Annotated in this window: 23 protein-coding genes; 18 read left to right on the top strand and 5 right to left on the bottom strand. The window is 63.2% G+C overall.

Translation table 11 applies throughout. The features are described from left to right. The first annotated feature begins 170 nt into the window (after window positions 1-170). Window positions 171-1184, top strand: a complete 1014-nt coding sequence (locus ACWNC0_RS18040) for an NAD(P)H-dependent flavin oxidoreductase (protein ID WP_449473583.1) — start codon at window positions 171-173, stop codon at window positions 1182-1184. 144 nt (window positions 1185-1328) lie between these two features. Further along, the gene (locus ACWNC0_RS18035; protein ID WP_449473581.1) at window positions 1329-2156 is read left to right on the top strand and encodes a hypothetical protein; all 828 of its coding nucleotides are present in this window, start codon (window positions 1329-1331) and stop codon (window positions 2154-2156) included. On the opposite strand, the gene ACWNC0_RS18030 is transcribed toward ACWNC0_RS18035, so the two are convergent. Continuing rightward, window positions 2153-2821 carry a winged helix-turn-helix transcriptional regulator gene (locus ACWNC0_RS18030; protein ID WP_449473579.1) on the bottom strand — a complete coding sequence of 223 codons (669 nt, stop codon included), beginning with the start codon at window positions 2819-2821 and terminating at the stop codon, window positions 2153-2155. The two genes, ACWNC0_RS18035 and ACWNC0_RS18030, sit on opposite strands and share 4 nt — an antisense overlap. Window positions 2822-2944: 123 nt before the next feature. Here ACWNC0_RS18030 and ACWNC0_RS18025 point away from each other — a divergent pair, with 123 nt between their 5' ends. The 16 genes from ACWNC0_RS18025 to ACWNC0_RS17950 all read left to right on the top strand — a co-directional run bounded on the left by ACWNC0_RS18025 (window position 2945) and on the right by ACWNC0_RS17950 (window position 18469). Then, on the top strand, window positions 2945-3388 hold the full coding sequence (locus tag ACWNC0_RS18025; RefSeq protein ID WP_449473577.1) for a VOC family protein: 444 nt from the start codon (window positions 2945-2947) through the stop codon (window positions 3386-3388). A gap of 31 nt (window positions 3389-3419) precedes the next feature. Next, complete coding sequence (locus ACWNC0_RS18020) at window positions 3420-3776, top strand: DUF1428 domain-containing protein (RefSeq protein WP_449474659.1); 357 nt, start codon at window positions 3420-3422, stop codon at window positions 3774-3776. 25 nt (window positions 3777-3801) lie between these two features. Beyond that, the gene (locus ACWNC0_RS18015; protein ID WP_449474658.1) at window positions 3802-4605 is read left to right on the top strand and encodes a VOC family protein; all 804 of its coding nucleotides are present in this window, start codon (window positions 3802-3804) and stop codon (window positions 4603-4605) included. 11 nt (window positions 4606-4616) lie between these two features. Then, window positions 4617-5105, top strand: coding sequence for a VOC family protein (locus tag ACWNC0_RS18010; RefSeq protein WP_449473575.1), 489 nt, complete (start codon window positions 4617-4619; stop codon window positions 5103-5105). After that, the gene (locus ACWNC0_RS18005; protein ID WP_449473573.1) at window positions 5102-5569 is read left to right on the top strand and encodes an SRPBCC family protein; all 468 of its coding nucleotides are present in this window, start codon (window positions 5102-5104) and stop codon (window positions 5567-5569) included. Before ACWNC0_RS18010 ends, ACWNC0_RS18005 begins: the two co-directional genes overlap by 4 nt. Before the next feature lie 208 nt (window positions 5570-5777). Then, the gene (gene ptsP, locus ACWNC0_RS18000) at window positions 5778-8054 is read left to right on the top strand and encodes a phosphoenolpyruvate--protein phosphotransferase (RefSeq protein WP_449473572.1); all 2277 of its coding nucleotides are present in this window, start codon (window positions 5778-5780) and stop codon (window positions 8052-8054) included. 90 nt (window positions 8055-8144) lie between these two features. Beyond that, window positions 8145-9074: a helix-turn-helix domain-containing protein gene (locus tag ACWNC0_RS17995; RefSeq protein ID WP_449473571.1), complete on the top strand. Its 930-nt coding sequence runs from the start codon at window positions 8145-8147 to the stop codon at window positions 9072-9074. 132 nt (window positions 9075-9206) lie between these two features. Next, complete coding sequence (locus ACWNC0_RS17990; RefSeq protein WP_449473569.1) at window positions 9207-10112, top strand: hypothetical protein; 906 nt, start codon at window positions 9207-9209, stop codon at window positions 10110-10112. Window positions 10113-10121: 9 nt separating this feature from the next. Continuing rightward, complete coding sequence (gene tilS / locus ACWNC0_RS17985; protein WP_449473568.1) at window positions 10122-11072, top strand: tRNA lysidine(34) synthetase TilS; 951 nt, start codon at window positions 10122-10124, stop codon at window positions 11070-11072. A gap of 208 nt (window positions 11073-11280) precedes the next feature. Next, window positions 11281-11472: a hypothetical protein gene (locus ACWNC0_RS17980; RefSeq protein ID WP_449473567.1), complete on the top strand. Its 192-nt coding sequence runs from the start codon at window positions 11281-11283 to the stop codon at window positions 11470-11472. Between the two features lie 73 nt (window positions 11473-11545). After that, window positions 11546-13495, top strand: coding sequence for an ATP-dependent zinc metalloprotease FtsH (ftsH, locus tag ACWNC0_RS17975; protein WP_196226569.1), 1950 nt, complete (start codon window positions 11546-11548; stop codon window positions 13493-13495). Window positions 13496-13583: 88 nt separating this feature from the next. Next, window positions 13584-13934 carry a hypothetical protein gene (locus ACWNC0_RS17970; RefSeq protein ID WP_449473566.1) on the top strand — a complete coding sequence of 117 codons (351 nt, stop codon included), beginning with the start codon at window positions 13584-13586 and terminating at the stop codon, window positions 13932-13934. A gap of 154 nt (window positions 13935-14088) precedes the next feature. Next, window positions 14089-15546 carry an IMP dehydrogenase gene (guaB, locus tag ACWNC0_RS17965; RefSeq protein WP_449473564.1) on the top strand — a complete coding sequence of 486 codons (1458 nt, stop codon included), beginning with the start codon at window positions 14089-14091 and terminating at the stop codon, window positions 15544-15546. Between the two features lie 12 nt (window positions 15547-15558). Beyond that, entirely contained in the window at window positions 15559-16734 is a 1176-nt protein-coding gene (locus ACWNC0_RS17960; protein ID WP_449473562.1) for an RsmB/NOP family class I SAM-dependent RNA methyltransferase, read from the top strand. 77 nt (window positions 16735-16811) lie between these two features. Further along, window positions 16812-17330, top strand: coding sequence for a tetratricopeptide repeat protein (locus ACWNC0_RS17955; RefSeq protein WP_449473560.1), 519 nt, complete (start codon window positions 16812-16814; stop codon window positions 17328-17330). 338 nt (window positions 17331-17668) lie between these two features. Then, window positions 17669-18469 carry a COG4705 family protein gene (locus tag ACWNC0_RS17950; protein ID WP_449473558.1) on the top strand — a complete coding sequence of 267 codons (801 nt, stop codon included), beginning with the start codon at window positions 17669-17671 and terminating at the stop codon, window positions 18467-18469. 15 nt (window positions 18470-18484) lie between these two features. On the opposite strand, the gene rsmA is transcribed toward ACWNC0_RS17950, so the two are convergent. The 4 genes from rsmA to ACWNC0_RS17930 form a co-directional block, all read right to left on the bottom strand. Continuing rightward, window positions 18485-19333 (bottom strand): 16S rRNA (adenine(1518)-N(6)/adenine(1519)-N(6))-dimethyltransferase RsmA, encoded by an 849-nt coding sequence (rsmA, locus tag ACWNC0_RS17945; RefSeq protein WP_449473556.1) that lies wholly within the window; start codon window positions 19331-19333, stop codon window positions 18485-18487. Next, the gene (gene pdxA, locus ACWNC0_RS17940; RefSeq protein WP_449474657.1) at window positions 19323-20360 is read right to left on the bottom strand and encodes a 4-hydroxythreonine-4-phosphate dehydrogenase PdxA; all 1038 of its coding nucleotides are present in this window, start codon (window positions 20358-20360) and stop codon (window positions 19323-19325) included. The genes rsmA and pdxA overlap by 11 nt, the downstream gene beginning before the upstream one ends. Then, entirely contained in the window at window positions 20338-21723 is a 1386-nt protein-coding gene (locus ACWNC0_RS17935; RefSeq protein ID WP_449473555.1) for a peptidylprolyl isomerase, read from the bottom strand. The genes pdxA and ACWNC0_RS17935 overlap by 23 nt, the downstream gene beginning before the upstream one ends. Window positions 21724-21823: 100 nt before the next feature. Next, on the bottom strand, window positions 21824-24028 hold the full coding sequence (locus ACWNC0_RS17930; RefSeq protein WP_449474656.1) for an LPS-assembly protein LptD: 2205 nt from the start codon (window positions 24026-24028) through the stop codon (window positions 21824-21826). Window positions 24029-24205: the final 177 nt, after the last annotated feature.

Below are 24205 nucleotides of genomic sequence, written 5' to 3'. Positions count from 1 at the left end.
AAAACAGTCCCCCTCCCGCAAGCGGGAGGGGTTAGGGGTGGGCGCGACCCCGGAGCCGATCCGGGGGAGCTTCTGCTCTATCCTGATAGTTCGGAGCGGCGCTAGCGCGCCGACCCACCCCAACCCCTCCCTTGAAAGGGAGGGGCTGTTTGATTCTAGAGGCTTGCAATATGACCAACGCCAAACTCACTTCCCTGATGGCTCGCGGCACCGAATTTCTCGGGTGCGAGGTCGCGATCATGTGCGGGGCGATGAGTTGGGTGTCGGAGCGGAACCTGGTCGCGGCCATTTCCAACGCTGGCGGGTTCGGCGTGATCGCCTGTGGGGCGATGACGCCTGAATTGCTGGACAAGGAAATCGCGGCGACGAAGGCGCTGACGATCAAGCCCTTTGGCGTCAACCTGATCACCATGCACCCGCAGCTGTTCGACCTGATCGAAGTGTGCGCGCGTCATGAAGTCGGTCATGTCGTGCTGGCAGGTGGCCTGCCGCCCAAGGGCAGCATCGAGGCGATCAAGGCGAAGGGCGCGAAGCTGATCTGCTTTGCCCCGGCGCTGAGCCTGGCGAAGAAGCTGGTGCGTTCGGGCGTGGACGCGCTGGTGGTCGAGGGGATGGAAGCGGGCGGTCATATCGGCCCGGTGGCGACCAGCGTGCTGGCGCAGGAAATCTTGCCCGAAATGGCTTCGCAGGTGCCGGTGTTCGTCGCGGGCGGCATCGGGCGCGGCGAGGCGATCGCCGCCTATCTGGAAATGGGTGCGGCGGGTGTGCAGCTGGGCACCCGTTTTGCCTGTGCGAGCGAGAGCATCGCGCATCCGAATTTCAAAAAGTCCTTCTTCCGCGCATCCGCTCGCGACGCGATCGCGAGTGTCCAGATCGACCCGCGCCTGCCGGTCATCCCCGTGCGCGCGCTCAAGAACAACGGCACGGAAGCATTCACCGCGAAGCAGCGTGAAGTCGCCAACCTGCTCGACAGCGGCTCTGTGGACATGGGCGAGGCGCAGTTGCAGATCGAACATTACTGGGCAGGCGCCCTGCGTCGCGCTGTGATTGACGGGGATGTCGAGGGCGGGTCGCTGATGGCGGGTCAGTCGGTCGGCATGGTGACCAAGGAAGAGCCGGTCGCCGAGATCATCGCTCAACTGATGGCCGAAGCGGCGGTTGCGCTGGAGCGGCGTAGCGCCTGAAGTGTACCCGGTCCCGATATCGGGATGAGCCGAATCTCTTGAGAGGTGAAGTGATCCGGGCGGTCATCGCCAGGAACGCGCGGCTTTGGCATGAGTTTGGGCCATGAGTTTTTGCGCAGAGAATTATTCATAGGGGATATCGGGTTGCCGCTGCGTGCCGTTTCATGTCGCGTCTGGACAATCGCTTCGGTGGGCGCCTTGGCGCTGGTTGCAGGCTGCTCCACGCCTAAGGCACCGCCCACGCCTCCGCCGCCGGTCGTTCGGACGATCAAGCCATTGCCGCCGATGGGCGCGGTAGAGGATATGAGCATTCCCGAGGTTGACCCGCAGGGCAAATATCTGACGCCCAATCGCGGGGTGACGGCTAATACGGCGCTATGGCACGTGCGAATGGCGCTGAATGTGGCGGCGCTGTCCTGTCATGGCGTAAACGAACCGGCGCGGGTGCAATATAATCAGATATTGCGGGTGCATAAGGACGTGCTGCGGGAGGCCAATGCCGCAGTCGATCGCAACTACACCGCCGCTTATGGGAGCGGGGGTCTTCAGTCGCGTGAGTTGCTGAATACGGTCGTGTATAATTTCTTCTCGCTGCCGCCGGTTCAGGCGACCTTCTGCAAGGCCGCGATCGAGGTCGGGGCGAAGGTGCTTACGATGCCGTCGAGCCAGCTGCTGGGCTATGCTCCCGAGGCGCTGACCGCGCTCGAACAGCCGTTCCAGGAATTTTACGAGGCCTACGCCGACTATCTGCGGCGGCTGGCGGAGTGGCAGTCGCGCTTTGGCGGGACTGTGACGGTGATTGTGTCGCCAACGCCTTTGCCGCCGCCGCCCAAGCCGCCTGCGGAAATCGGAGCGGGCTTCGTCCCGCCGCCCGCGCTGCCAAGGTTGCGTGAGGAAAGCGGGCAGGCGCTGGTGCCGGGCGCTACATCCGCGCCCCGTGTGATTGTGCCGACTTTCCCGATTACGCGCTAAGCGGAGGGGTAGGTCGCGGGGGCCTTGGCGGGCAGGGGGAACAGGCGCACGAAGCGTTCCGCCAATGCGGGGTCGCCCTCGACTTGCAGCGCGTCGGCGACATCCTTGAAGCTGGCTCCGCCATAGACGACGGCGGCCAGGGCGTTCTGATCGCCGCTGAACAGCACGTCTGCGTCCTGGGCTGAGCCGCGATCGATGGTGAAGTCGCCATCCTTCAATAGCGCGCGAAATTCCTCCTCGCCGAAGCGGAAGCCGATCGTTGCGTTGAGATCGCCAATGCGGCTGCGGTCGATCATCGTGCGCATGGAGAGGACGACCGAGACGTTGCTCATTGGCTGGCCGGGCTGCATAGTGGGTGAGCGGCAGGCCCAGCGGCCGAGAACCTGGAAAAGGATTTCCGACTCGCGGCCCCATTGCGTCAGTTCGTAAATCTGGCTGGCGGCGGGTGGGGGCAGGCGGCGGCGGATGAGGACGCTGGCCGCCTCCAGCTCCTCCAGTCGCTGCGTCAGCACGTTGGCGCTGATTCCGGGCAGGCTGGCGCGCAGATCGGTGAAGCGCTTTGGCCCCAGCATCAATTCCCGCATGATGGGCATGGCCCAGCGGTCCCCGACAAGGTCCAGCGCATGGGCGACTGCACAGCCATCCTGATAGGCGCGCTTTTTCAATTGCGAGTCCTTAGTTATTTTTTATAACTTATATGTTGCAGAAGATAATCTATGGGTCCACAAAGTTCAAGGCGGTGAGTCGAGAGCGACAGTTCCTTGCCGCGAAGCTCAAGGAGATGCGTGATGCCCAATGCCCCCGCGCCCAAGATGATTTTCGTTAACCTGCCGGTGAAGGACTTATCCGCTTCCATCGCCTTTTACGAAGCGGTCGGTGCCGTGCGGAACAATGACTTTGCCGATGACAGCGCGCAGATGGTCAGCTTTTCCGACACAATCCACGTCATGCTGCTGACACATGAACGTTTTTCCAGCTTCACGGCGCGGCGCATTCCCAATGCGCATGAAACGGCGCAGGTGCTGCTTGCGCTCAGCGAGGAAAGCCGGGCTGCGGTCGATGCGACGATGGCCAAGGCGCTGGCGGCGGGAGGGACGGAACCCAATCCGTTGCAGGATCATGGCTTCATGTACGGCCGCGATTTCGCCGATCTGGACGGCCATATCTGGGAACTCGCGTGGATGGATATGGAGGGGGCCCTGGCTGTGAATCAGCCGGAAACGACGGCCTGACTTCGTCCTGACAGATATAAGGAGAGAGATGATGAGCTATATCGATGGCTTCGTGGTTCCCGTGCCCAAGGGGCAGAAGGAGCGGTATCAGCAGTTTGCCGCCCGTTCCGCGCCCGTTTTTCTGGAACATGGCGCGCTGCGTATGGTTGAATGCTGGGGCAATGATGTCCCGGTGGGGAAGGTGAATGACTTCCGGACATCCGTGATCGCCGAAGAGGACGAGGATGTCGTCTTTTCCTGGATCGAATGGCCCGACAAGGCGACCCGTGATGCGGGGCAGGAAAAAGCGATGAAGGACCCCCGCATGCAGGAAGATGGGGAGATACCCTTTTCCGGCAAGCGGATGATCTATGGCGGGTTCGACGTGATGCTCGACCAAAAGGCCTGAAACTTCCTTTTAGAGGAGACGGATGATGACCGATCTCACCGGCAAATTTTTCTGGTACGAACTGATGACCAGCGACCCTGACGCGGCGATCGCCTTCTACGGCGACGTGGTAGGCTGGACGGCGCAGCCCTTTGGCGGCGAGCGGACGGACGATCCCTATAATGTCGTGTCCGGCAGCGCGGGTCCGGTGGGTGGCATCATGCGCATTCCGGCCGAAGCGAAGGAATGCGGCATGTCGCCCTGGTGGGGCGGCTATGTCGGATCGGCCGATGTCGATGCGGATGCCGGGCGGTTGAGCGGCGCGGGAGCAAGCGTGAAGCGGCCGCCGGAAGATATTTCCGGCGTTGGCCGCTTTGCCGTGATGAGCGATCCGGGCGGGGCGATCTTCATGCTGCTCAAGGGGTCGAGCCCCGATGGCATGGACGCCGCGCCCCCGATGGCGAACGGCCATGTCGGCTGGCACGAGCTGTACAGCGGCGATTTCGATGCGGACCTGGCTTTTTACACGTCCCAGTTCGGCTGGGGGAAGGGTGAAGCGATGGATATGGGGCCGATGGGAAGCTATCAGCTTTTCTCCATGTCCGGCGCCACCGAGTTCAACGCGATGGAGGGCGGCATGATGCGCAAGCCCGAGCAAATGCCGGTGCCGCAATGGTTGTTCTACTTCGTGGTGCCCGACATTGATGTCGGTGTGGAGAAGGTGAAGGCGGGCGGTGGCACTGTGCTCAATGGCCCTGCCGAAGTGCCGGGCGGCGCCTGGATCATCCAGGCGACCGACCCGCAAGGCGCGATGTTCGCGCTGGTCGGCATGCGTTCGACCGCAGCGTAAGGAGAGAAACGATGTCCAAGATTTCACCCTGTCTGTGGTTCGACGGACAGGCCGAGGAAGCCGCGCGCTTTTATGTCTCGGTCTTTGGCGGATCGGTGGATTCGATCAGCCGCTATCCCCATGATGTTCCCAGCCCCGCGCCTTTCAAGGGAGGGGATGTGCTGATGGTGGAGTTCACCCTGTTCGGGCAAAGCTATCAGGGCCTGAACGGCGGGCCGAAATTTCCGTTTACCGAAGCGGTGTCCTTGTCAGTGTCCTGCGAGGATCAGGCGGAACTGGACCGCTATTTCGATGTGCTGACGGCCGATGGCGGTTCGCCCGGCCCCTGTGGTTGGGTGAAGGACAAATATGGCCTGTCCTGGCAGTTGGTGCCCGAAGAAGTGATGGAAATGCACCGGAAGGGCGGCCCGGGTATTCAGCCGATGATGGCGGTGATGATGACCATGCAAAAGCTGGACCTTGCCCGGATGAAGGCGGCTTATGAGGGGGCGACGGTATGAGCAGCGCGCAACATGAGCTGTCGGTCAACTGTCACATCGCCGCCCCGCGCGAGATTGTGTGGAAGGTGTGGACGGACCTGAAGGATCAATGGTTTTGCCCCAAGCCGTGGCGAGCCGAGGTGATCGAGGAAGATTTGCGCGCTGGTGGCCGTAGCGCCGTGCGCATGTTCGGCCCCGATGGCGAGGATACCGGGCCGATGGAGGGTGTCTTCCTGGAGGTGGTGCCGGGAGAGCGGGTGGTGTCGACCGATGCTTATGCTTCCGGCTGGATACCGCAGGAGCCGTTTCTCACGTCGATCTGGAGCTTTGCGCCAGAGGGAGAGGGGACGCGCTTTACCGCGACGGCGCGGCATTGGAGCGAGGAAGCGCTGAAGCGGCATGAGGCGATGGGGTTTCATCCGGGATGGGATCAGATGGCGCAGCAGTTCAAGGAATTGTGCGAGACTTCGGCGGCGACGGCGTGATGGGGTACTCCTCCCTGTCGCGAGGCGGGGAAGCGGGCTGATGTTGCGCATTTTCCCCTCCACTGCCTTTGGCGGTCCCCCTCCCCATTTGGCGATGGGGAGGATTTTGGGGGAAGGCGCTCGTCTTTTGACGATTTGATGGGGTTCTCGCCAGATTAACCCTGACTTCCCCTTGGAAAGGGGGGCTGCGATCTGTTAGCGCTTGACCATGCCCACGACACCCGCCGCAGCCGCCCGCCACATCCTCACCAGTTTGCAGGAGGTGATGGCTGCGCGAACGAGCGCGCAGGCCAAGCTGAACAAGGTTGTGGACATTATCGGCCAGGCGCTGTCGAGCGAGGTTTGCTCCATCTATCTGGTGCGCGAGGGGCTGCTGGAACTGTTCGCGACGCGCGGTTTGAAGCAGGAGGCCGTCCACGTCACCCGCATGGCGATGGGCGAGGGGCTTGTCGGTCTGATCGCCACCAATGTGGAAACGCTGAACCTGGACGAAGCTGCGGCGCATCCCGACTATAGCTACCGGCCGGAAACGGGCGAAGAATTGTTCCACAGCTTTGCGGGTGTGCCGATTGTACGGCGGGAGCGGGCGATCGGCGTATTGTGCGTCCAGCATGTGGAGCCGCGCCGTTATGAAGAGGTCGAGATCGAGGCGCTTCAGACCGTGGCCATGGTGCTTTCGGAACTGATCGCCAATGCTGAATTGGCCGATGATGGCCCGGCGGATTCGCGCGTGCAGGATACGGGCACGATCATGTTGCAAGGCTTGCAGCTGGTCATGGGCATGGCGCGGGGGCATGCGGTGTTCCACCAGCCGCGTGTTCATGTCGAACATACGGTGGCGGAGGATACCGAGGCGGAGCGGCAGCGCGTCATTTCGGCCTTCACCAAAATGCGCGAACAGATCGACCGCATGACGGGCGCGGTCGAATTCGGGATGGAGGGCGAGCATCAGGAGGTGCTCGAGACCTACAAGATGTTCGCCTATGACGAAGGCTGGATCCGGCGGATCAATGAGGCGATCGACAGCGGATTGACCGCCGAGGCGGCGATCGAGCGCGTGCAGCAACGCACCCGCATGCGCATGCGGCAAATCGATGACGCGCTTTTGCAGGATCGCATGCATGATCTGGAGGACATGGCCAATCGCCTGTTGCGGATCGTGTCGGGGCAGTTGGGCACAGCGGCAACCATGGGCCTTAGGCAAGACGCCATCCTGATCGCGCGCAATCTGGGTCCGGCGGAGCTGCTGGAATATGACCGGCGGCGATTGAAAGGCGTGATCCTGGAGGAAGGGTCGCTGACCGCGCACGTCACTATCGTCGCGCGCGCCATGGGCGTGCCGGTGCTGGGGCGCGTTCGTGAAATACGGCACAAGGTGAATGAGGGCGACCTCATCCTGATGGACGTCGTGTCGAATAACCTGTTGATCCGCCCGACGGCGGACATGGACGAGGCGTTCGAGAACAAGCTGCATGTCACGCAGAAGCGCCGGGCCGAATTTGCCGCGATGCGTGACCTGCCGTCCGTGACGGCGGACGGGCAGCGTATCGAGTTGATGGTGAATGCGGGCCTGCGTGAGGATGCGCAGGCGCTGGACCTGGTCGGCGCTGACGGCATTGGGCTGTTTCGGACGGAGTTCCAGTTCCTCGTGTCCGCGACTTTGCCGCAGCGGGAAAAGCAGCAGCGCCTCTACAAGGATGTGCTGGACGCGGCGGGCGACCGGCCGGTCATCTTCCGCACCGTCGATATCGGGGGTGACAAGGCGCTGCCCTATATGCAGCGCGATGAGGATGAGGAGCTGGAGGACAATCCGGCGATGGGCTGGCGCGCGCTGCGGCTGGCGCTGGACCGCGACGGGTTGATGAAGGCGCAGGCGCGGGCGCTGCTCGAAGCGTCGGCGGGCAAGGTGCTGAATATCATGTTCCCGATGGTGTCGGAGCCGTGGGAATATGAGAAGGCGCGCGCTCTGGTGGAGCATCAGCGCGAATGGTTGGTTTCCCAGCGCAAGAAGGTGCCGACGGCGGTGCGCTATGGCGCGATGCTGGAGGTGCCTGCGCTGGCGGAGGTGCTGGACCTGCTGCTGCCGAAGCTCGATTTCCTGTCGATCGGCACCAATGACCTGACGCAATTTCTCTTTGCGGCCGACCGGGCGCATCCCAAGCTGGCGGAGCGATATGACTGGCTGAGTATCGCCATCTTGCGCTTCCTCAGCCGGGTGGTGCGGACTTGCGAGGAATATCAGGTGCCGGTTGGCGTCTGTGGGGAAATGGGCGGGCGGACGCTGGAAGCGATGGCGCTGGTTGGCCTGGGCGTTCGGCGCCTGTCGATTACGCCTGCGTCGGTTGGTCCGGTCAAGGCCATGATCCGGGCTATCGATGCCGCCGAATTGCAGGCGTTGATGCGCAAGCTGCTGGACGACGGGATCGTCGATATTCGTGGCGCGCTGACGCAATGGGCGGATGAGCGGGGCATCGAACTGAATTGAACCGGAAAATGGGTCAGGCACGACCCCGGCGGCGTTGACAATCCCTGTGCCGGAATGAGACAAGACCGGCTTATAAGATCGCGGAGCAGCATGGCAGAACAACCCGAAGTGGAAAGCGGCGCGACGGCGCCGGACGTGCAATTGGGCACTCCGGGCGCAAAGCTGCGCGCGGCGCGTGAGGCGCATGGCCTGTCGATCCAGGACGTGGCGACGCGCACGCGCATTGCGCAACGTCAATTGGAGGCGATCGAGCGGGACGACTATTCTGCGCTTCCGGGAATTCCCTATGCGGTCGGCTTTGCCCGCGCTTATGCCCGCGCTGTCGATCTGGACGAGGTGGCCATTGCCGCCGATGTGCGCCATGCCGTCCATAATTCCGACCTAGGCGCCAATCGCTACGAGGCGTTCGAACCGGCCGATCCGGCCCGCGTGCCGTCGCGCCTGCTTGCCTGGACGGCTGCGGCGATCGTGATTGTGCTGGTGGCTGGCTTCACCATCTGGCGCACGCAGATGCTGACTCCGCCGACGGGGCAGGAGATCGCCGCCGAACAGGCCAAGCCCGCCGTTGCCGCGAAACCGGCGCCGGGCGCGCGTCCCGCCGCGCCGGTGGTGCAGACGGTTGTGTTCACCGCCAACGACGATGTGTGGCTGCGCATTTATGATGAGGCTGGCGACCGGCTGAAGGATGGCCTGATGAAGAAGGGTGAGAGCTTCACCCTGCCTGCTACTGCCCGCAACCCCATGATCCTGACCGGCCGTCCGCAAGCGTTGACAGTTACAGTCGGTGGCAAGCCTATTGCACCGCTTGGCGCACCTGATCGCACGATTTCCGATGTGCCCGTTTCGGCGGCGGCGTTGCTGGCGCGGGCTGCTCCGGCGCCGGTCGCTCCGGCCGCTTCGCCTGCCCCTGCGGCTGCCCCATCGGCTCCGCAAACGCCTGCCGCGCGGCCCGTGACCGGGAGTGTGGCGCCTGCGATCCCTGCGGAGCCCGCACCAGCTGCCCCACCCCCGACGGATTAACGCGTCTCCAATCCCTGTTTGAGCCGCACGTCCTGCTTTACGGCGGCGAATATGGCCTTATGGTTAAGAGCGGGGAGCGCGGCCTTTGCGGGCCGTATCGTCGGTAAATTTAAGTTTTAGTCGGGGATCATCATGCGTTACGCCTTGTTTGCGACAACCGCCCTGCTGCTGGGCGCGCCCGCTATGGTTGCGCTCGCGCCAGCAGCGGCCGCCCAGAATGTGGCGCTGGATGTGCGCGTTGACCGGCTGGAAAAGGAAATGCGCGCGGTACAGCGCAAGGTCTTTCCCGCAGGCGCTCCGCTGGAGGCGGAAATTAATCGCCCGGTGACGACCACCGTTCCGCCCGGCACGCCGTCATCATCGCCCGTCGCCGATCTGACGGCGCGCGTGGGCGCACTGGAATCGCAGCTTGCCTCGATGACCGGACAGGTTGAGGAAAACAGCTTCAAGATCCGTCAGCTGGAAGAGGCGTTCAACAAATATAAGGCTGAGGCGCAGAGCCGCGCCGAAGTGGTTGCTCCGCCGCCCGTGCGCCCCGCGGCTCCCGCCGATAATGCAACCCCGACGGCGCCGAAGCCGGGCACCAATGGTGGTGCGACCGAAGCGCGCAAGGCGGCCGTTGCGGCGATCGAACGGCCCGCGACCGGCGATGCGGCGGCCGACGCCTATAGCTATGGCTATCGTTTGTGGGCCGCCAAATTCTATCCCGAGGCGCAGGCGCAACTGAAGGCGACGGTGGATAAATATGGTACTGCGCCGGTCGCGAGCCGCGCTTCTAACCTGTTGGGTCGTGCCTATCTGGACGATGGCAAGCCCGCGTTGGCCTCCGTCGCTTTTTACGACAATTATCAGAAGCGCCCCAAGGGGGATCGCGCCGCCGACAGCCTGGCCTATCTGGGTGAGGCGCTGATCCAGCTCAAGAAGCCCGCCGACGCGTGCAAGGTCTATGCGGAGCTGGAACAGGTCTATGGCACCACCATGTCGGCCAGCCAGCGCGGCATGATGGACAAGGGCCGCGCCAAGGCGAAGTGCAGCTAAGGCACTCGCATGGCCGCGCCGCATTCGGCTCAGCCTGACCTGGAAGCGTTGCTGACGCGGTCGGTTGGTGCGCTGGTGGGCGATGATGCCTCACTGCGTTTTGGCGTGGCGGTGTCGGGCGGTCCCGACAGTATGGCGTTGCTTGCCATGGCTGCGCATGCCTTCGCGGGCAGGGTGGAAGCGGCCACCGTTGACCATGGATTGAGGCCGGAGTCGGCGGAAGAGGCCGCAATGGTGGGGCAGTGGTGCCATGGCAGCGGCGTCACGCATGCAGTGCTGCATCCGTCCCAGCCTCTTACCGGCAACGTCCAGCAATGGGCGAGAACGCAACGCTATGCGGCGCTGGAGCAATGGAGGGTCGATCGCGGTATCGACTGGATCTTCACCGCGCACCATGCCGATGATCAGCTGGAAACCGTACTGATGCGGCTTAACCGGGGCGCCGGGGTCAATGGTCTGGCCGGAATCCGCGCGCGGCAAGGGCATATATTGCGGCCCCTGCTTGGCGTGCGGCGCGCGCAACTGTTCGACTATTCGCGTGAGCGCGGGCTTCCCTTCGTCAACGATCCTTCCAATGTCGATCCGCGATTTGATCGGGCGGTGATTCGACGGCATCTGAAGGAAGCCGAATGGCTCGACCCGCAAAGTGCCGTCCGCAGTGCGGCGGCGCTGGCGGAGTGCGAGGAAGCGCTGGACTGGACGGTCGAGGATATCGCGGCGGCGCATGTTCGCAGGGAAGGGGGGGCGTGGCTGCTGACCCGCACGGATTTGCCCCGTGAGCTGCTGCGGCGCCTGTTGCTGCGCATCATCGCGGAGGCGGAACCCGGCGCGGAACCGCGAGGGGACACGCTCGATCGGGCCATCGCGGTTGCTATGCGGGGCGGGCAGGCGAGCCTTGGCGGATTACTCCTGAAAGGGGGCGCCGCCTGGAAAGTTCGCGTGGCGCCGCCGCGACGTTGAGTCAGAATCGATCTTGGGCGCACCCCGCCGATGACCGGGATGATGAGTCTCGTCCGAAACGACTTCGAGCATTGAATTGATCGTTACGGAAAGGTTCCACGGATCAACGCGCCGACGCCTCGCTCCATCGAATTGTTGCAGCGCAATGACCTTTCCTTAATAGCCTGCTGGCGTATTGGGGTCGGCACTCAGGCATGGAAAGTCATTTATGTTCGAATTTGCGGCGTTGACCTATGGTGTGCTCGCCAGTGTGATCCTTTCGGCGGCGCAACGTAACCGGAAGCTGGCTCGCCCGCATCCGCCGTTGCTGCTGTATGTCGGATATCTGCTATGCGGTGTGTCGGTGGGCCTGGCCATGATCCTGGCCTACATCGCCCTGTCGCAGTTCGTGGGCGGATAACGTCAGCAGACCGTTGCACCCAACTTGCGATTTTGCCGGAGCATCCTATCTTGCCCGGTGAAAGAGAGTGATGATGAACGACGAGAAGGACCCGCAGGGTAACCCCTGGATCAAGAGCGCGATGATTTGGGCGGGAGTGATTGTCGCTCTGCTGCTATTCGTCTCGATGTTCGACAGCCGTTCCGCTTCGCAGGCGGGGAGCGGCCTTGCCTATTCCGAATTCCGATCAAAGGTTCAGGAGGGGCAGGTCAAGGACGTTGCGATCGCGACCGACAAGATTACCGGCACACTGACCAGCGGACAGCGATTCAACACCGTACCCGTGAATGATCCGGGGCTGACCGGGCTGCTTGACGATTATAACGTCAAATATTCCGGACAGACTGAGGAGCAGCCGAGCTTCTGGCAGATCATGCTCTACCAGTCGCTGCCATTCCTGCTGATCCTGGGCATCGCCTTCTTCGTGTTGCGGCAGATGCAAAAGGGCGGCGGCGCTGGCGGTGCGATGGGCTTTGGCAAGTCCAAGGCAAAGCTGCTGACCGAGAAGCACGGCAAAGTTACGTTTGATGACGTTGCGGGCATCGATGAAGCGCGCGAGGAATTGCAGGAAATCGTCGAGTTTCTGAAGGACCCGACCAAATTTGCGCGGCTGGGCGGTAAGATTCCCAAGGGCGCGCTGCTGGTGGGTTCGCCGGGTACGGGTAAGACGCTGCTCGCGCGCGCGATTGCGGGTGAGGCGGGGGTTCCCTTCTTCACCATTTCGGGTTCGGATTTCGTCGAGATGTTCGTCGGCGTGGGTGCTTCCCGTGTACGCGACATGTTCGAGCAGGCGAAGAAGAACGCGCCTTGCATCGTCTTCATTGACGAAATCGACGCGGTCGGCCGTCATCGCGGCGCGGGCCTCGGTAACGGCAATGACGAGCGCGAGCAGACGCTGAACCAGTTGCTGGTCGAGATGGACGGTTTTGAGGCGAATGAGGGTATCATCATCGTTGCGGCGACCAACCGCCCCGACGTGCTGGACCCTGCGCTGCTGCGTCCGGGTCGCTTCGATCGTCAGGTCGTGGTGCCGCGTCCCGACATTGAGGGTCGCGAGAAAATCCTGGCCGTGCACATGAAGAAGGTGCCGCTGGCGCCGGACGTCAATCCGCGTACCATTGCGCGCGGTACGCCGGGCTTCTCGGGCGCTGACCTTGCGAACCTTGTCAACGAAGCGGCGCTGATGGCGGCGCGGCGGGGCAAGCGTCTGGTCGCGATGGATGAGTTTGAGGCGGCCAAGGACAAGGTCATGATGGGCAGCGAGCGCCGCTCCATGGTCATGACCGAGGACGAGAAGAAGATGACCGCCTATCATGAGGCGGGCCATGCCATCGTCGCAGTCCATGAACCGGCGTCCGATCCGATCCACAAGGCGACGATCATCCCGCGCGGCCGTGCGCTGGGCATGGTGATGCGTCTGCCGGAGCGGGACAGCTACAGCTATCACCGCGACAAGATGCACGCGAACATGGCCGTCGCCATGGGCGGGCGCGTCGCCGAGGAGATCATCTTCGGTTATGACAAGGTGTCGTCGGGTGCGTCGGGTGACATTCAATATGCCACCAAGCTGGCCCGTGACATGGTCACGCAATGGGGCATGTCCGACAAGCTCGGCCCGCTGCAATATGAAGAGCAGCAGGGCGAAACCTTCCTCGGCTATTCGCAGAGCCAGCGCGTTCATATGTCGGACGAGACGGCAAAGCTGATCGACAAGGAAATCCGCGGACTGGTGGAGCAGGGCTATACCCGGGCGCAGGAAGTGCTGAAGGGTCATGAGGACCAGCTGCATCTGCTTGCCAACGCCATGCTGGAATATGAGACGCTGTCCGGTGAGGAGATCAAGACGCTGCTCGACAAAGGTGAGATTACCCGTGACGACGGCACCACGATCAAGCCATCGGTCGTCCCAGCGGCGGGTTCGTCTATCCCCAAGACGCGCAAGCGCAAGGGGCCGTTTGGCGATCCTTCGCCTGCCGGGATCTAATCTGCGGTCAAGGGTTCGAAGAGGGCGCTGCCGTCGGGCGGCGCCCTTTTTGTTTGCGGCTATATCACCGTGGTGAGATAGGGATGCCATGGCAAAAGCTGATCGACTGGAACGCCTGGACACCCGCCGCCTGGAACTGGAGGCGGAATATACCGAGAAGCTCATCGACGCATTGCGCGTGACTGCTTCGGGGAAATGGGGCCTGTTCGGGCATAAGGAGGACCGGGCAAGCCGCGCCGCATCCGCTCCGGTCATCGAACAGTTGGCGGAAATCGGGGAAGCCATCGACAAGGCGCGGGAGCAACTTTTGATGCCGCCGTTTGAGTTGCAACAGGAGTTTCTTGCATCGCGCGGCCCGGTCAGTTCGCAGGCGGTCGGGGAGCCGAAGCAGGCGCAGGCATGGCTGGATCGGCTTGTGGGTGCTACCGCCAAATCCTGAAAAGCGCCCGTCCTCCTGTGCCGTGAGGCGGCCAGCAACAAAATGCGCCTAAGGTCTGGCCGTTTCGCTGGTTAATGGTTACATGGGCCGCCACGAATCCCCAGCGATCGCGCTATGCCCCTTGGCAGGTCGCACAGAAGAAAGTGGCTTTCACATGGATATCCGCCTCGGCCTCACCTTTGACGACGTGCTGTTGCAGCCCGGCGAGTCCGATGTGCTGCCCAGCCAGGCGGACACCAGCACTTATGTGACCAAGCAGATCAAGCTGAACATCCCGGTCCTGTCCTCTGCGATGGACACGGTGACGGAGGCCGACATGGCGATCGTCATGGCGCAGCTGGGCGGCATCGGCGTCCTGCACCGCAACTTGTCGATCGAAGAGCAGGCGGATGCGGTGCGGGCGGTCAAGCGCTTCGAAAGCGGCATGGTGGTGAACCCCATTACGATTACGCCGCGCGCGACCCTGGCAGACGCGCAGATGTTGATGGAGCGGCACCGGATCAGCGGCATTCCGGTGGTCGAGAACAGCGGTAAGCTGGTCGGCATCCTGACCCATCGTGACACGCGCTTCGCGGAAAATCCCAATCAGCCCGTCAGCGAACTGATGACCAAGGATAATCTTGCCACGGTCAAGGTGGGCGTGGGGCAGGATGAAGCGCAGCGTCTGCTGCATCAGCGTCGGATCGAAAAGCTGCTGGTGGTGGATGATGACTATCATTGCGTCGGCCTTATCACCGTCAAGGACATCGAAAAGGCGGTCACCTATCCGCAGGCGACCAAGGACGGTTCGGGCCGCCTGCGTGTCGCGGCGGCGACGACCGTGGGCGATAAGGGGCTGGAACGCAGCGAGGCGCTGATCGACGCCGAATGCGACCTGATCGTCATCGATACCGCGCACGGCCATAGCAAGCAGGTCGCGGTCGCGGTTGAGGCGGTGAAGCGTCTGTCCAACCATGTTCAGGTCGTGGCGGGTAATGTTGCGACCGCTGAAGCGACCAAGGCTTTGATCGACGCCGGGGCCGACTGCGTGAAGGTCGGGATCGGGCCTGGCTCCATCTGCACCACGCGCGTGGTTGCGGGCGTGGGCGTGCCGCAGCTGACCGCCGTCATGGATTCGGCCAATGAAGCGGCAAAGCAGGGCATTCCGGTGATCGCGGACGGCGGGCTTCGCACCTCGGGCGATGTGGCAAAGGCGCTGGCGGCTGGCGCGGGCTGCGTCATGGTAGGATCGCTACTGGCGGGTACGGCCGAAGCACCGGGTGAAACCTTCCTGTATCAGGGCCGCGCTTACAAGAGCTATCGCGGCATGGGCAGCGTCGGCGCGATGGCGCGCGGTTCTGCCGACCGCTATTTCCAGGCGGATATCAAGGACCAGATGAAGCTGGTGCCCGAAGGGATCGAGGGGCAGGTGCCGTTCAAGGGGCCTGCGAAGGACGTCATCCACCAGCTGGTCGGTGGCGTGAAGGCGGCGATGGGCTACACCGGCAGCCGCACGATCAAGGACCTTCAGGAGCGCGCGCGCTTCGTTCAGATCACCAATGCGGGCCTGTCCGAAAGCCATGTCCATGACGTGACCATCACGCGGGAAGCGCCCAACTATCCCACCCGCTGAGGGTAGGGCGGGGTGACCCCCTCCGCGCGTGTTCAGGCCGCGATCGAGCTGCTGGACGCCATCATAGCGTCGGCGCGCGATGGCGGACCGGCTGCCGATACGCTGATCGCACGCTATTTCAAGGAACGGCGCTATGCCGGTTCGCGCGACCGGCGGGCGGTGCGCGATCATGTTTATGATGCGGTGCGCCGGGCTGCGGAGCGGCCGGAAAATGGCCGTGCGGCGATGATCGGACTGGCGCTGGAGCGGCCGGATATCGCGGACTTGTTCGATGGATCGAGCCATGCTCCTGCGCCCATCCTCGCCGATGAGGCGGGTGCGATAGCCGGAGCGGTGCCCGTCTGGCTCAAGCCGTTGTTTGCGGCGCCTGTGGAGCAGGAGGAGTTGCTGGGCCGGGCGCCTGTGGATTTGCGGGTGAACCGGTTGAAAGCGACGCCGGAAGATGCCGCGCCGATCTTTCCCGAAGCGGTGCCGATCGACGGCTTGCCTGACGCGCTGCGCCTGCCGGAGGGTTGGCCGGTCGAGCAGAGCGATGCGTGGAAGCAGGGGCTGGTCGAGGTGCAGGATGCGGGCAGCCAGCTCATTTCTGCGACGTGCGGCGCTGCGCCCGGCATGACCGTCATCGACCTTTGCGCGGGAGCGGGCGGCAAGACGCTGGCGCTTGCGGCGTCGATGGCCGGACAAGGGACGCTGATCGCGGCGGACACGATCCGCTCGCGCCTCTCACGCCTCGACCCGCGCGCCGAGCGGGCGGGGGCGACCTTCATCCAGACATTGCTGCTCGATCAGGGGCATGAGGCGCGGGGGCTGGAGAGCCTGCAGGGGCAAGCGGACGTCGTGCTTGTCGATGCGCCATGTTCCGGGACCGGGACCTGGCGGCGCAATCCCGAGGCTCGCTGGCGCCTGACACCCGCGCGGCTGGAACGGCTGGTGGGCGAACAGGCGCGCATATTGGACTTCGCTGCGCCGCTGGTGGCGGTCGGTGGGGTGCTTATGTACGCGACCTGCGCCTTGACCGATCAGGAAGGGGCGGGGCAGGTGCAGGCGTTTCTCGATCGCCACGAAGGCTGGGCGGCTGAGGCGATCTCGATCACGGCCGGGCGGGTGCATGGGCATGGCTGTTTGCTGACGCCGGGGCATGACGCGACGGACGGTTTCTATTCCGCCCGGCTTCGGCGCGGTGCATGAAAGAGGCGATGGACAAGCCCCGCCAAAATGACGACACTCGGGCAGAATCAACGCCTGAAACATGGCTGGAGTTGTGCATGCGTTTTACCCCTGCTTCGATCGCCTTTGCAGTCCTGCTGACCACCGTGTCGAGCGCCGGTCTGACGCAGCGCCCGGATGCCCAGATTTCGCCTTTGTCGATTGAATGGCAGCAGGCGGGCGTCACTGCGCGCCGGGCGGGGAATTTCAACGCGGCGAACGATGCGTTGGAAACGGCGCTGGCGGTCGATCCGCGTAACCGCTCCGCCTATATCGAACTGGCCGAAGTGGCCCGTGCGCAGGGTCTGCAAGGCAAGGCGATCCGCCTTTATCGGGAGGCGCTGCTGCTCGACCCGAACGATGTGCATGCACTGGTCGGACAGGGCGAGGCGATGGTCGAGAAGGGCGCGATCGCCAAGGCAAAGGAAAATCTCGCCCAGGCGCAGAGCGCGTGCAAGTCCGACTGCGCGGCCGTCGGTAAACTTGCCGCCGCGATCCAGAAGGGGCCGCCCGCGACTGTGTTGAGTGCGAAGGATGCTGTCGTGGTGCCGAAGGCTGCGACGACCGAGACGCCTTGAGGCTGTCTTGAAGGGGTCACGCAAGACATTCCCCTCCCGTAGGTGGGAAGGGTTAATAAGTTTGGGCGCGAGCGAAGCGGGCCTGCTGGCGTGCCGTTGAAGAATAAGGTCGGGCGTTGCGCTGGCCCACCCCCTAGCCCCCTCCCGCTAGCGGGAGGGGGATGACTGAAATCCACTCTGGCCAGCCATTGACGGCGCTGATCGTTAGGCTGCGCTCCATAGGTGGCTTCCGGATAGAGACGGGTAAGTGCCCAGCGGCAAGCGACCATTGGCCATTGGCGGACAGAACGCGTTGTCCTAAGATCGTCGAGACTCAATGATGTTCTGTGAGATGACGCATGCTTGATTCACCCCGTGCCGGGATCAGCAAAGTCCCCGCCGCGACTCTAATTTTTTGGGTGATCAAGGTGCTCGCCACCACACTTGGCGAAACGGGTGGAGATGCTGTCAGCATGAGTTGGCTCGGCGAAACGACGCCGAACGCTGGCAGCAGCGGCATAAACGGCTATCTTATCGGCACCGCCATTTTCGGCCTTCTACTTGTAGCGCTTGTGTGGCTGCAAATTAGAGCTCGGCGTTTCAACCCGTGGCTCTATTGGACTACAATTATTGCCTCAACCACCGCAGGGACGACACTCGCCGACTATGTGACACGTTCCATGGGGCTCGGATATCCGGGTGGATCACTTCTTCTGTTTTCGTTAGTGATTGCGTCGCTGTTCAGTTGGCATCGCACCTTGGGGTCAGTGGACGTCAATTGCGTTGAAACGGCCAGGGCCGAAACTTTCTATTGGATCACCATTACTTTTTCACAGACCCTCGGAACTGCGCTTGGCGACTGGGTTGCTGACGGCTCGCTTGGGTATAGCGGCGCAGCGATGATCTTCGGTGGGCTGCTCATTTTAGTTGCCGCTTTATATGTCTGGACTTCGGTTTCGCGCGTGCTTCTCTTTTGGGCGGCATTCATCTTAACTCGTCCCTTAGGCGCGACTGTGGGCGACTTTTTGGACAAACCTATCGCAAAGGGTGGTCTGGAGTTCAGCCGTCCGTTGGCTACCGCAGCTATAGCAGCCGTCATCCTTTGTCTCATTTTAGTGTTTCCGCAACGCGCCGGTGGACGTGCCCGCAACGTCCGCTGACCACCCACAGCAGACCTAGGGTCTGCGCGATCCCATCACCCGGGCCACTTCAACAAATTCCTCGACGCTGACCGTTTCGGCGCGGCGTTGGGGATCTATGCCGAGTTGGTCCAGCGCATCGAGTGCGCCTGGTAGACCTTTGAGGCTTTGGCGCAGCATCTTGCGGCGTTGGCCGAAGGCGGCCGCGGTGAGGCGTTCGAGATGCTTTAGTTGCACGCCCTCTGGCGCTGCTTTGGGCGTGATGTGCACCACGGCGGACATGACCTTGGGCGGCGGGGTGAACGCGCTGCGGTGAACTTTCATGGCGATGCGGGCGTCGCTGCGCCATTGGGACAGGACGGCGAGACGGCCATAATGGTCGCCGCCCGGTTTTGCGACGATGCGCTCGGCGACTTCCATCTGGAACATGAGCGTCAGGGAAGACCACCAGGGCAGCGGGTTCCATTCCGTAGACAGCCAGCCGATCAGCAGGGCGGTGCCAACATTATAGGGCAGGTTGGCGATGATGTGGGCATGTTCGCCCGCTTCGGCATGCGCGTCCACCTGCATGGCGTCGCCAGATATGACGCGCAACTGGCCGGGGAAGGCGTCTGACAATTCAGCAAGAGCGGGCAGGCAGCGGTGATCTCGTTCGACAGCGACCAGCCGTGCTCCGGCTCGCAGGATCGCGCGGGTCAGGCCGCCGGGGCCGGGTCCAACCTCGAACGCGGGTTGATCGTTCAGTGATCCGGGGATGGCGGCAATGCGATCGAGCAACTGTTCATCGAGCAGGAAGTTCTGGCCGAGCGCCTTGCTCGCCTGCAGGCCGTGCGCAGCGATGACTTCACGCAACGGCGGCAGGACCGGCCGGGTCTCAGCTCCCATGGCTCAACCGCGATCGGGCCGCTTCGGCCGCCATCTTGAGCGCGGCCATCATCGCGCCGGGGTTTGCACTGTCCGTTCCGGCAATGCCGAAGGCGGTGCCATGGTCGGGCGAGGTGCGCACGATGGGCAGGCCCAGCGTGATGTTGACGCCCTCATCGAAATGCAGGGTCTTGAGCGGGATCAGCGCCTGGTCGTGATACATGCACAGCACCGCATCGTAGGTTTCGCGGGCGCGGGCGTGGAACAGGCCGTCGGCTGACAGTGGGCCGACAATGTCCATGCCTTCCGCCCGCAGCGATTCGATCGCGGGGCTGATGATGTCGATTTCTTCGCGGCCCAGCGCGCCGCCCTCACCCGCATGGGGGTTGAGTCCGGCGACGACGATGCGCGGGCGCGGGATGCCGAAATTGCGCTGCAATCCCTTGACCGTGGTCGTGGCGCGGGCGCGGATCAGGTCGATGGTCAGGGCCGAGGCGACCTCTGCCAGCGGGATATGGATGGTGATGGGCACCACCTTCAATGAAGGACCGGCGAGCATCATCACCGCATTGTGGGGGGCTACGCCGCAACGTTCGGCGATGAACTCAGTCTGGCCAGGATGGGTGAAGCCGACGCCGTAAAGCTGTTCCTTGCCGACAGGGGCGGTGACGATCCCGGCGGCCGATTCGGTGCGGGCGAGGCCGACCGCCACTTCCAGTGCCTGAAACGCAGTGCGCGCGCCGTCGATGCTGGGGGAGCCCGGTACGATGTCACCGGCGTCGGCAACCTGAAGGCAGGGAAGCGCGGTGTCGAACAGGGCCGCTGCCTCTTGCGGCGTGGCGATGGGGGCGACAGGGCCGGACCAGACCCGGCGCAACGATGCAGCGTCACCCACGGCGAAAAAGGTGGGCAATCCGCGTGCTTCGCGCATCACCCAGCTTTTCGCTACGATTTCCGGCCCGATCCCCGCCGGGTCGCCCAGCGGGACGGCAAAAGGCGCCAGCTCCGGTCGAGCCGAGGCTGGATCAGTTATAGTCGATGATGGCATCGCGGCGAAGGTCACGCAGATAGATGCGGGCGCGCTTGTTGACCCGTTCTTCCTCAAGCTGAGCCATGATCTGTTCGGCGTTCGGCGCGGCGGCGCTGTTGGCTTCATCGCGGCCGCAAACGACGAGAACGCGCACGCCGTCATTGACCGAGCCAAAGGGAGGGGTCGCTTCGCCAACTTGCAGGCCGAGGAGGATTTCCTGCAACTGCGGGGGCAGATCGCGCACCTTCACATTGTCATTGTCCACGACATCGGCGCCGATCTTGCCACCCAGTTCGTTCGCCTGGCCGCATCCCTTGATCGTCTTGATCTGCGCGGCGAAGCTGGCTGCCTTGGCACTCGCCTGCTCCTTGGTCGTGCCGGGCGGGAAGCTGATCGACAATTGCTTGAGGCTGAGCAGAGAGTCGCGCGGGTCTGCGGTCAGCACCTTGCGCTTGTCCATGACATAGATGACGGAGATGCCGCCCGGAACGGGGATGGGACCAGCGAGCTGCCCGACCTGCATCTCATTGGCGGCCTTGGCCAGTTCATCGGGCAACTGCGCCGGGCGTACCCAGCCGAGGTCGCCGCCAACCGCAGCAGTCGATGCTTCGGAAAACTGCCGGGCGTAGGCGGCGAAGCTGCCGCCCTGCTTGATCTGTTCGATGATGTTGCGGGCGTTCGAGACGATCTGCGCCTCATTTTCGGGCGTTGCCGACAGGTAAATCTCACCGATGCGATATTCGTCGCTGCCCTTGGCCGCGTTCATGCGATCGACGACCGACTTCACTTCATCGGCGGAAACGTTGACGAAGGGCTGGATGTTGCGGCGGAGCAGGCGGCTCCAGGCCAGCTCGCCTTCGATCTGGCGCCTGATGCTGGCGGGCGCGCTGCCCTGAGCGCGCAGATATTGGTCGAACTGGGCGGGCGACTGCTTGAAGTTCGCCGCGACACGTTCATAGCTCTGGTCGATTTCCGACTTGTCGATCTTGATGTCGTGGGCGGCGGCTTCCTGAATCTGAAGCGTCTCGTCGATGAGGTTGCGCAGCACCTGCACGCGCAGCCGCTCCCGTTCCTCTGGCGACACCTTGCCGCCATTTGCCGCGAGGATGAGCGCCAGGCGCTGGTCAACGTCCGTGCCGGTGATGATGCGGCCGTTGACGATGGCCGTAGCCTTGCGGACATTAGGATCGCTTTTGCCAAAGACGGTCACGTCCTTGGGAAGGTTCAACTGCTGCGCGGCAACCCCTTCATCGTCATTGACGGTCTGGGCGGCGACAGGGCTGCCGATCGATCCCAACAGGATAGAGGACAGGAGCAAGGCGCGCGCGCTGGTCCGAAGCGATTGTCCAAGGCGGGAAGGCGGGGAAACGACAGGCTGCATCGTCGACAAAACTCTCCATTACGGTCCAGCGCGTGATGCGCCGGTCCGCCTTAACCGGTCCTGAGCGGCCAGAACCGGTCCTGAACGGGAAGGCTGATCCTTATATGCCGATATTCCGAAAAGCCAGCCGTAGTTGGAAGCTATTGCCCTTTCGCGCGTCACCAGCGGCCAGATAATCGCGACGCCACGTCAGGCCCAGCGTCAGGCAGTCATCCTGGTAGGCGATGCCGAGCCGATGACGGACGGGTTCGTAGCCGTCAGAGACGCTGAGCGGATCTTCTTTCCGGTCGGTCAGATCGACGACGGTGGACCCAAAGACGGACCAGAAACGGGCGAATTGCACGCGGCCGCCGAAACGCAGCTCCTCGCGGTCCTGCAAATCCTCAAGCCCCGGCGCGGCGTTCCGGTTGAGCCGGAGATAGCCGACCATGGCATAGGTTTTGCGGCTGCCGATCGTCGCGTCGATTTCGTTGCGGCGCACCGCCAGCCCGTCCTTGTCCAGGCGGAAACGGTGGATGAGGCTGACGAAATCGCGGAAACGGACGGTCGTGCGGCCGACAATGTCGGACATGCGATCGGAAAGGCCGGTGCCGTCGGGCAGGATGCTTTCGCGACTGTTAAGGCGGTAGCTCTGGCCGACCACGCTTTCCAGCGAAAAGCCGGGCAGGGAGAGGCTATATTCCAGACCGTAGGTGATGCGGGTCGAATCTTCGAACCGGTCATAGCCTGCGAAGCGATTGAGCGCGAAGAGGTTGCTGTCCTCCAGATCGATGGCGCGGGCGTCTTCATTGGGTAGCGACAGATTTGCCAGCCGGGGCGCTGCCACGATCTGCACGCGTGGCGCGATCCGCTGTACACCGCCGAACGCCTCACCCATGAAGGGCCAGCGGACATCGATTGCGGCTGCGGCGATGCCGCGCGCCTGCCAGCCGGGATCGCCGGCATAACGGGCGATGTTGTTCTGCAGATTGTCACTGCTGTGGTACACGTCGCCGCGAAGATAGGTGGTGAAATTCACCTCCTGACCCATGCCCGTCAGCTTGCGCAGGTTCCATTCAAAGGCAGCGAAGGCGCGCTGCGTATCCTGGCCGTGGGTGCGGGTGATCGCGAGGCTGTTCGCTTGAAACTGGATCCGGCCGCCGAGAAGCGGGTCGATCAGGCGCAGGCGATAGTCGATCACGGGCAGCGCGATCGGCGTTTGCCCCTGCGGATCGCCAAGGCGCAGCGTCTGGACGGCCCAGCCAGCGATGGAGAAATAGCTGTTCTCGCCGATGCGCTGAGCGCCCAGGGTCGAACGCAGCCGGTCGTCGCGGCTGATGTCGTAGCGGCGAAGGAAGGTGCGGTCGCTCGCAACGCGGAGTGATCCGTTGACGCTCCATTCCGGTGTCAGCTGCATGGCGCCGCTGGCGTCAAGGTAGCCGCGAAAATCCTTTTCCGATCCTGCTGGGCCGGTGGAGCTGGGCAGGGAACTGCTGGCGTCGATCCGCCGCGCATGGGTCACATATCCGGTGATCTGATAGGCGCCACGGTCCCAGCGATGGCGGAAATTCGTCTCCAGCATCGGCAGCGTCTTGGAATAGACATGCGGCGTGATCGTCAGGTCGCGGTTGGGCGCCAGCTTGATATAATAAGGCAGGGCGACTTCGAGGCCGTTATTCCGGTCGTAGCGGAGGTTCGGCACCAGAAGGCCCGTGCCCCCCGTGTCGCCCACCGGGTGCGAAAAGCCGGGCAGCGGAATGAGCGGCAGGCCGAATATTTCCACGCTGGCATTGCGGTATCGCACGCGGGCGGCGACGGGGTCGTAGACGACCTTGACCGCCTTGATCTGCCAGGTGGGTTCCTTGGGGCAGCCGTCGCTGTCCACTACGCTGCAGCCGGTGTAGGCAGCCTTGTGCAGCGTATAGACGCCGTTCACCCGAACGCCCTGCACCGCCGCCAATCGGCCGCCCGACTGGAGCACCAGCAGCATGTTTTCGACCGTGCCGTCCTTCAGCGTGTCGGTCACCTGGAAGCGGTCGCCATAAGCGATATTGCCTTCAGGATCAGTCGCCGAGACATTGCCGCGCGCTTCCACCTCGCCGGTCGTCCGGTTCCACACCACCTTGTCCGCGCGCAGACGGTTGCCCTGCCGGAGCAGCTGGACATTGCCGGTGGCTGTCACAATCTCCGTATTATTGTCATATTCCAGGGCGTCGGCCGAAAAGCCGATTTGCTCGTCGGTCGCGGGCACGGGAGCGTCGGGCGCGCTGACTGGCGTCGGCGGTGATTGCAGTTCCTGCGCGAAGGCATGCGGCATCCCGCCCATGCAGGCGAGCGCCGCGTTTGCGGCCAGCATATGTTTCAGACGCGAGGAACGGGAAAAATTCTGCAAGGGGATCGTGCCTCTTCAGGGGCGCTTCGTTGCCCGCCTATCGCATTGCTTTGCGCGCGCCGCAATCTTTCGTCACGCTTCTTTTGCGGGAAATCGGTCGAACGGCTTTGC

Source organism: Sphingobium chungangianum (assembly GCF_977014255.1).
Note: the sequence above shows the minus strand (reverse complement) of the source record. Positions and strands in the feature narration are given on the sequence as shown.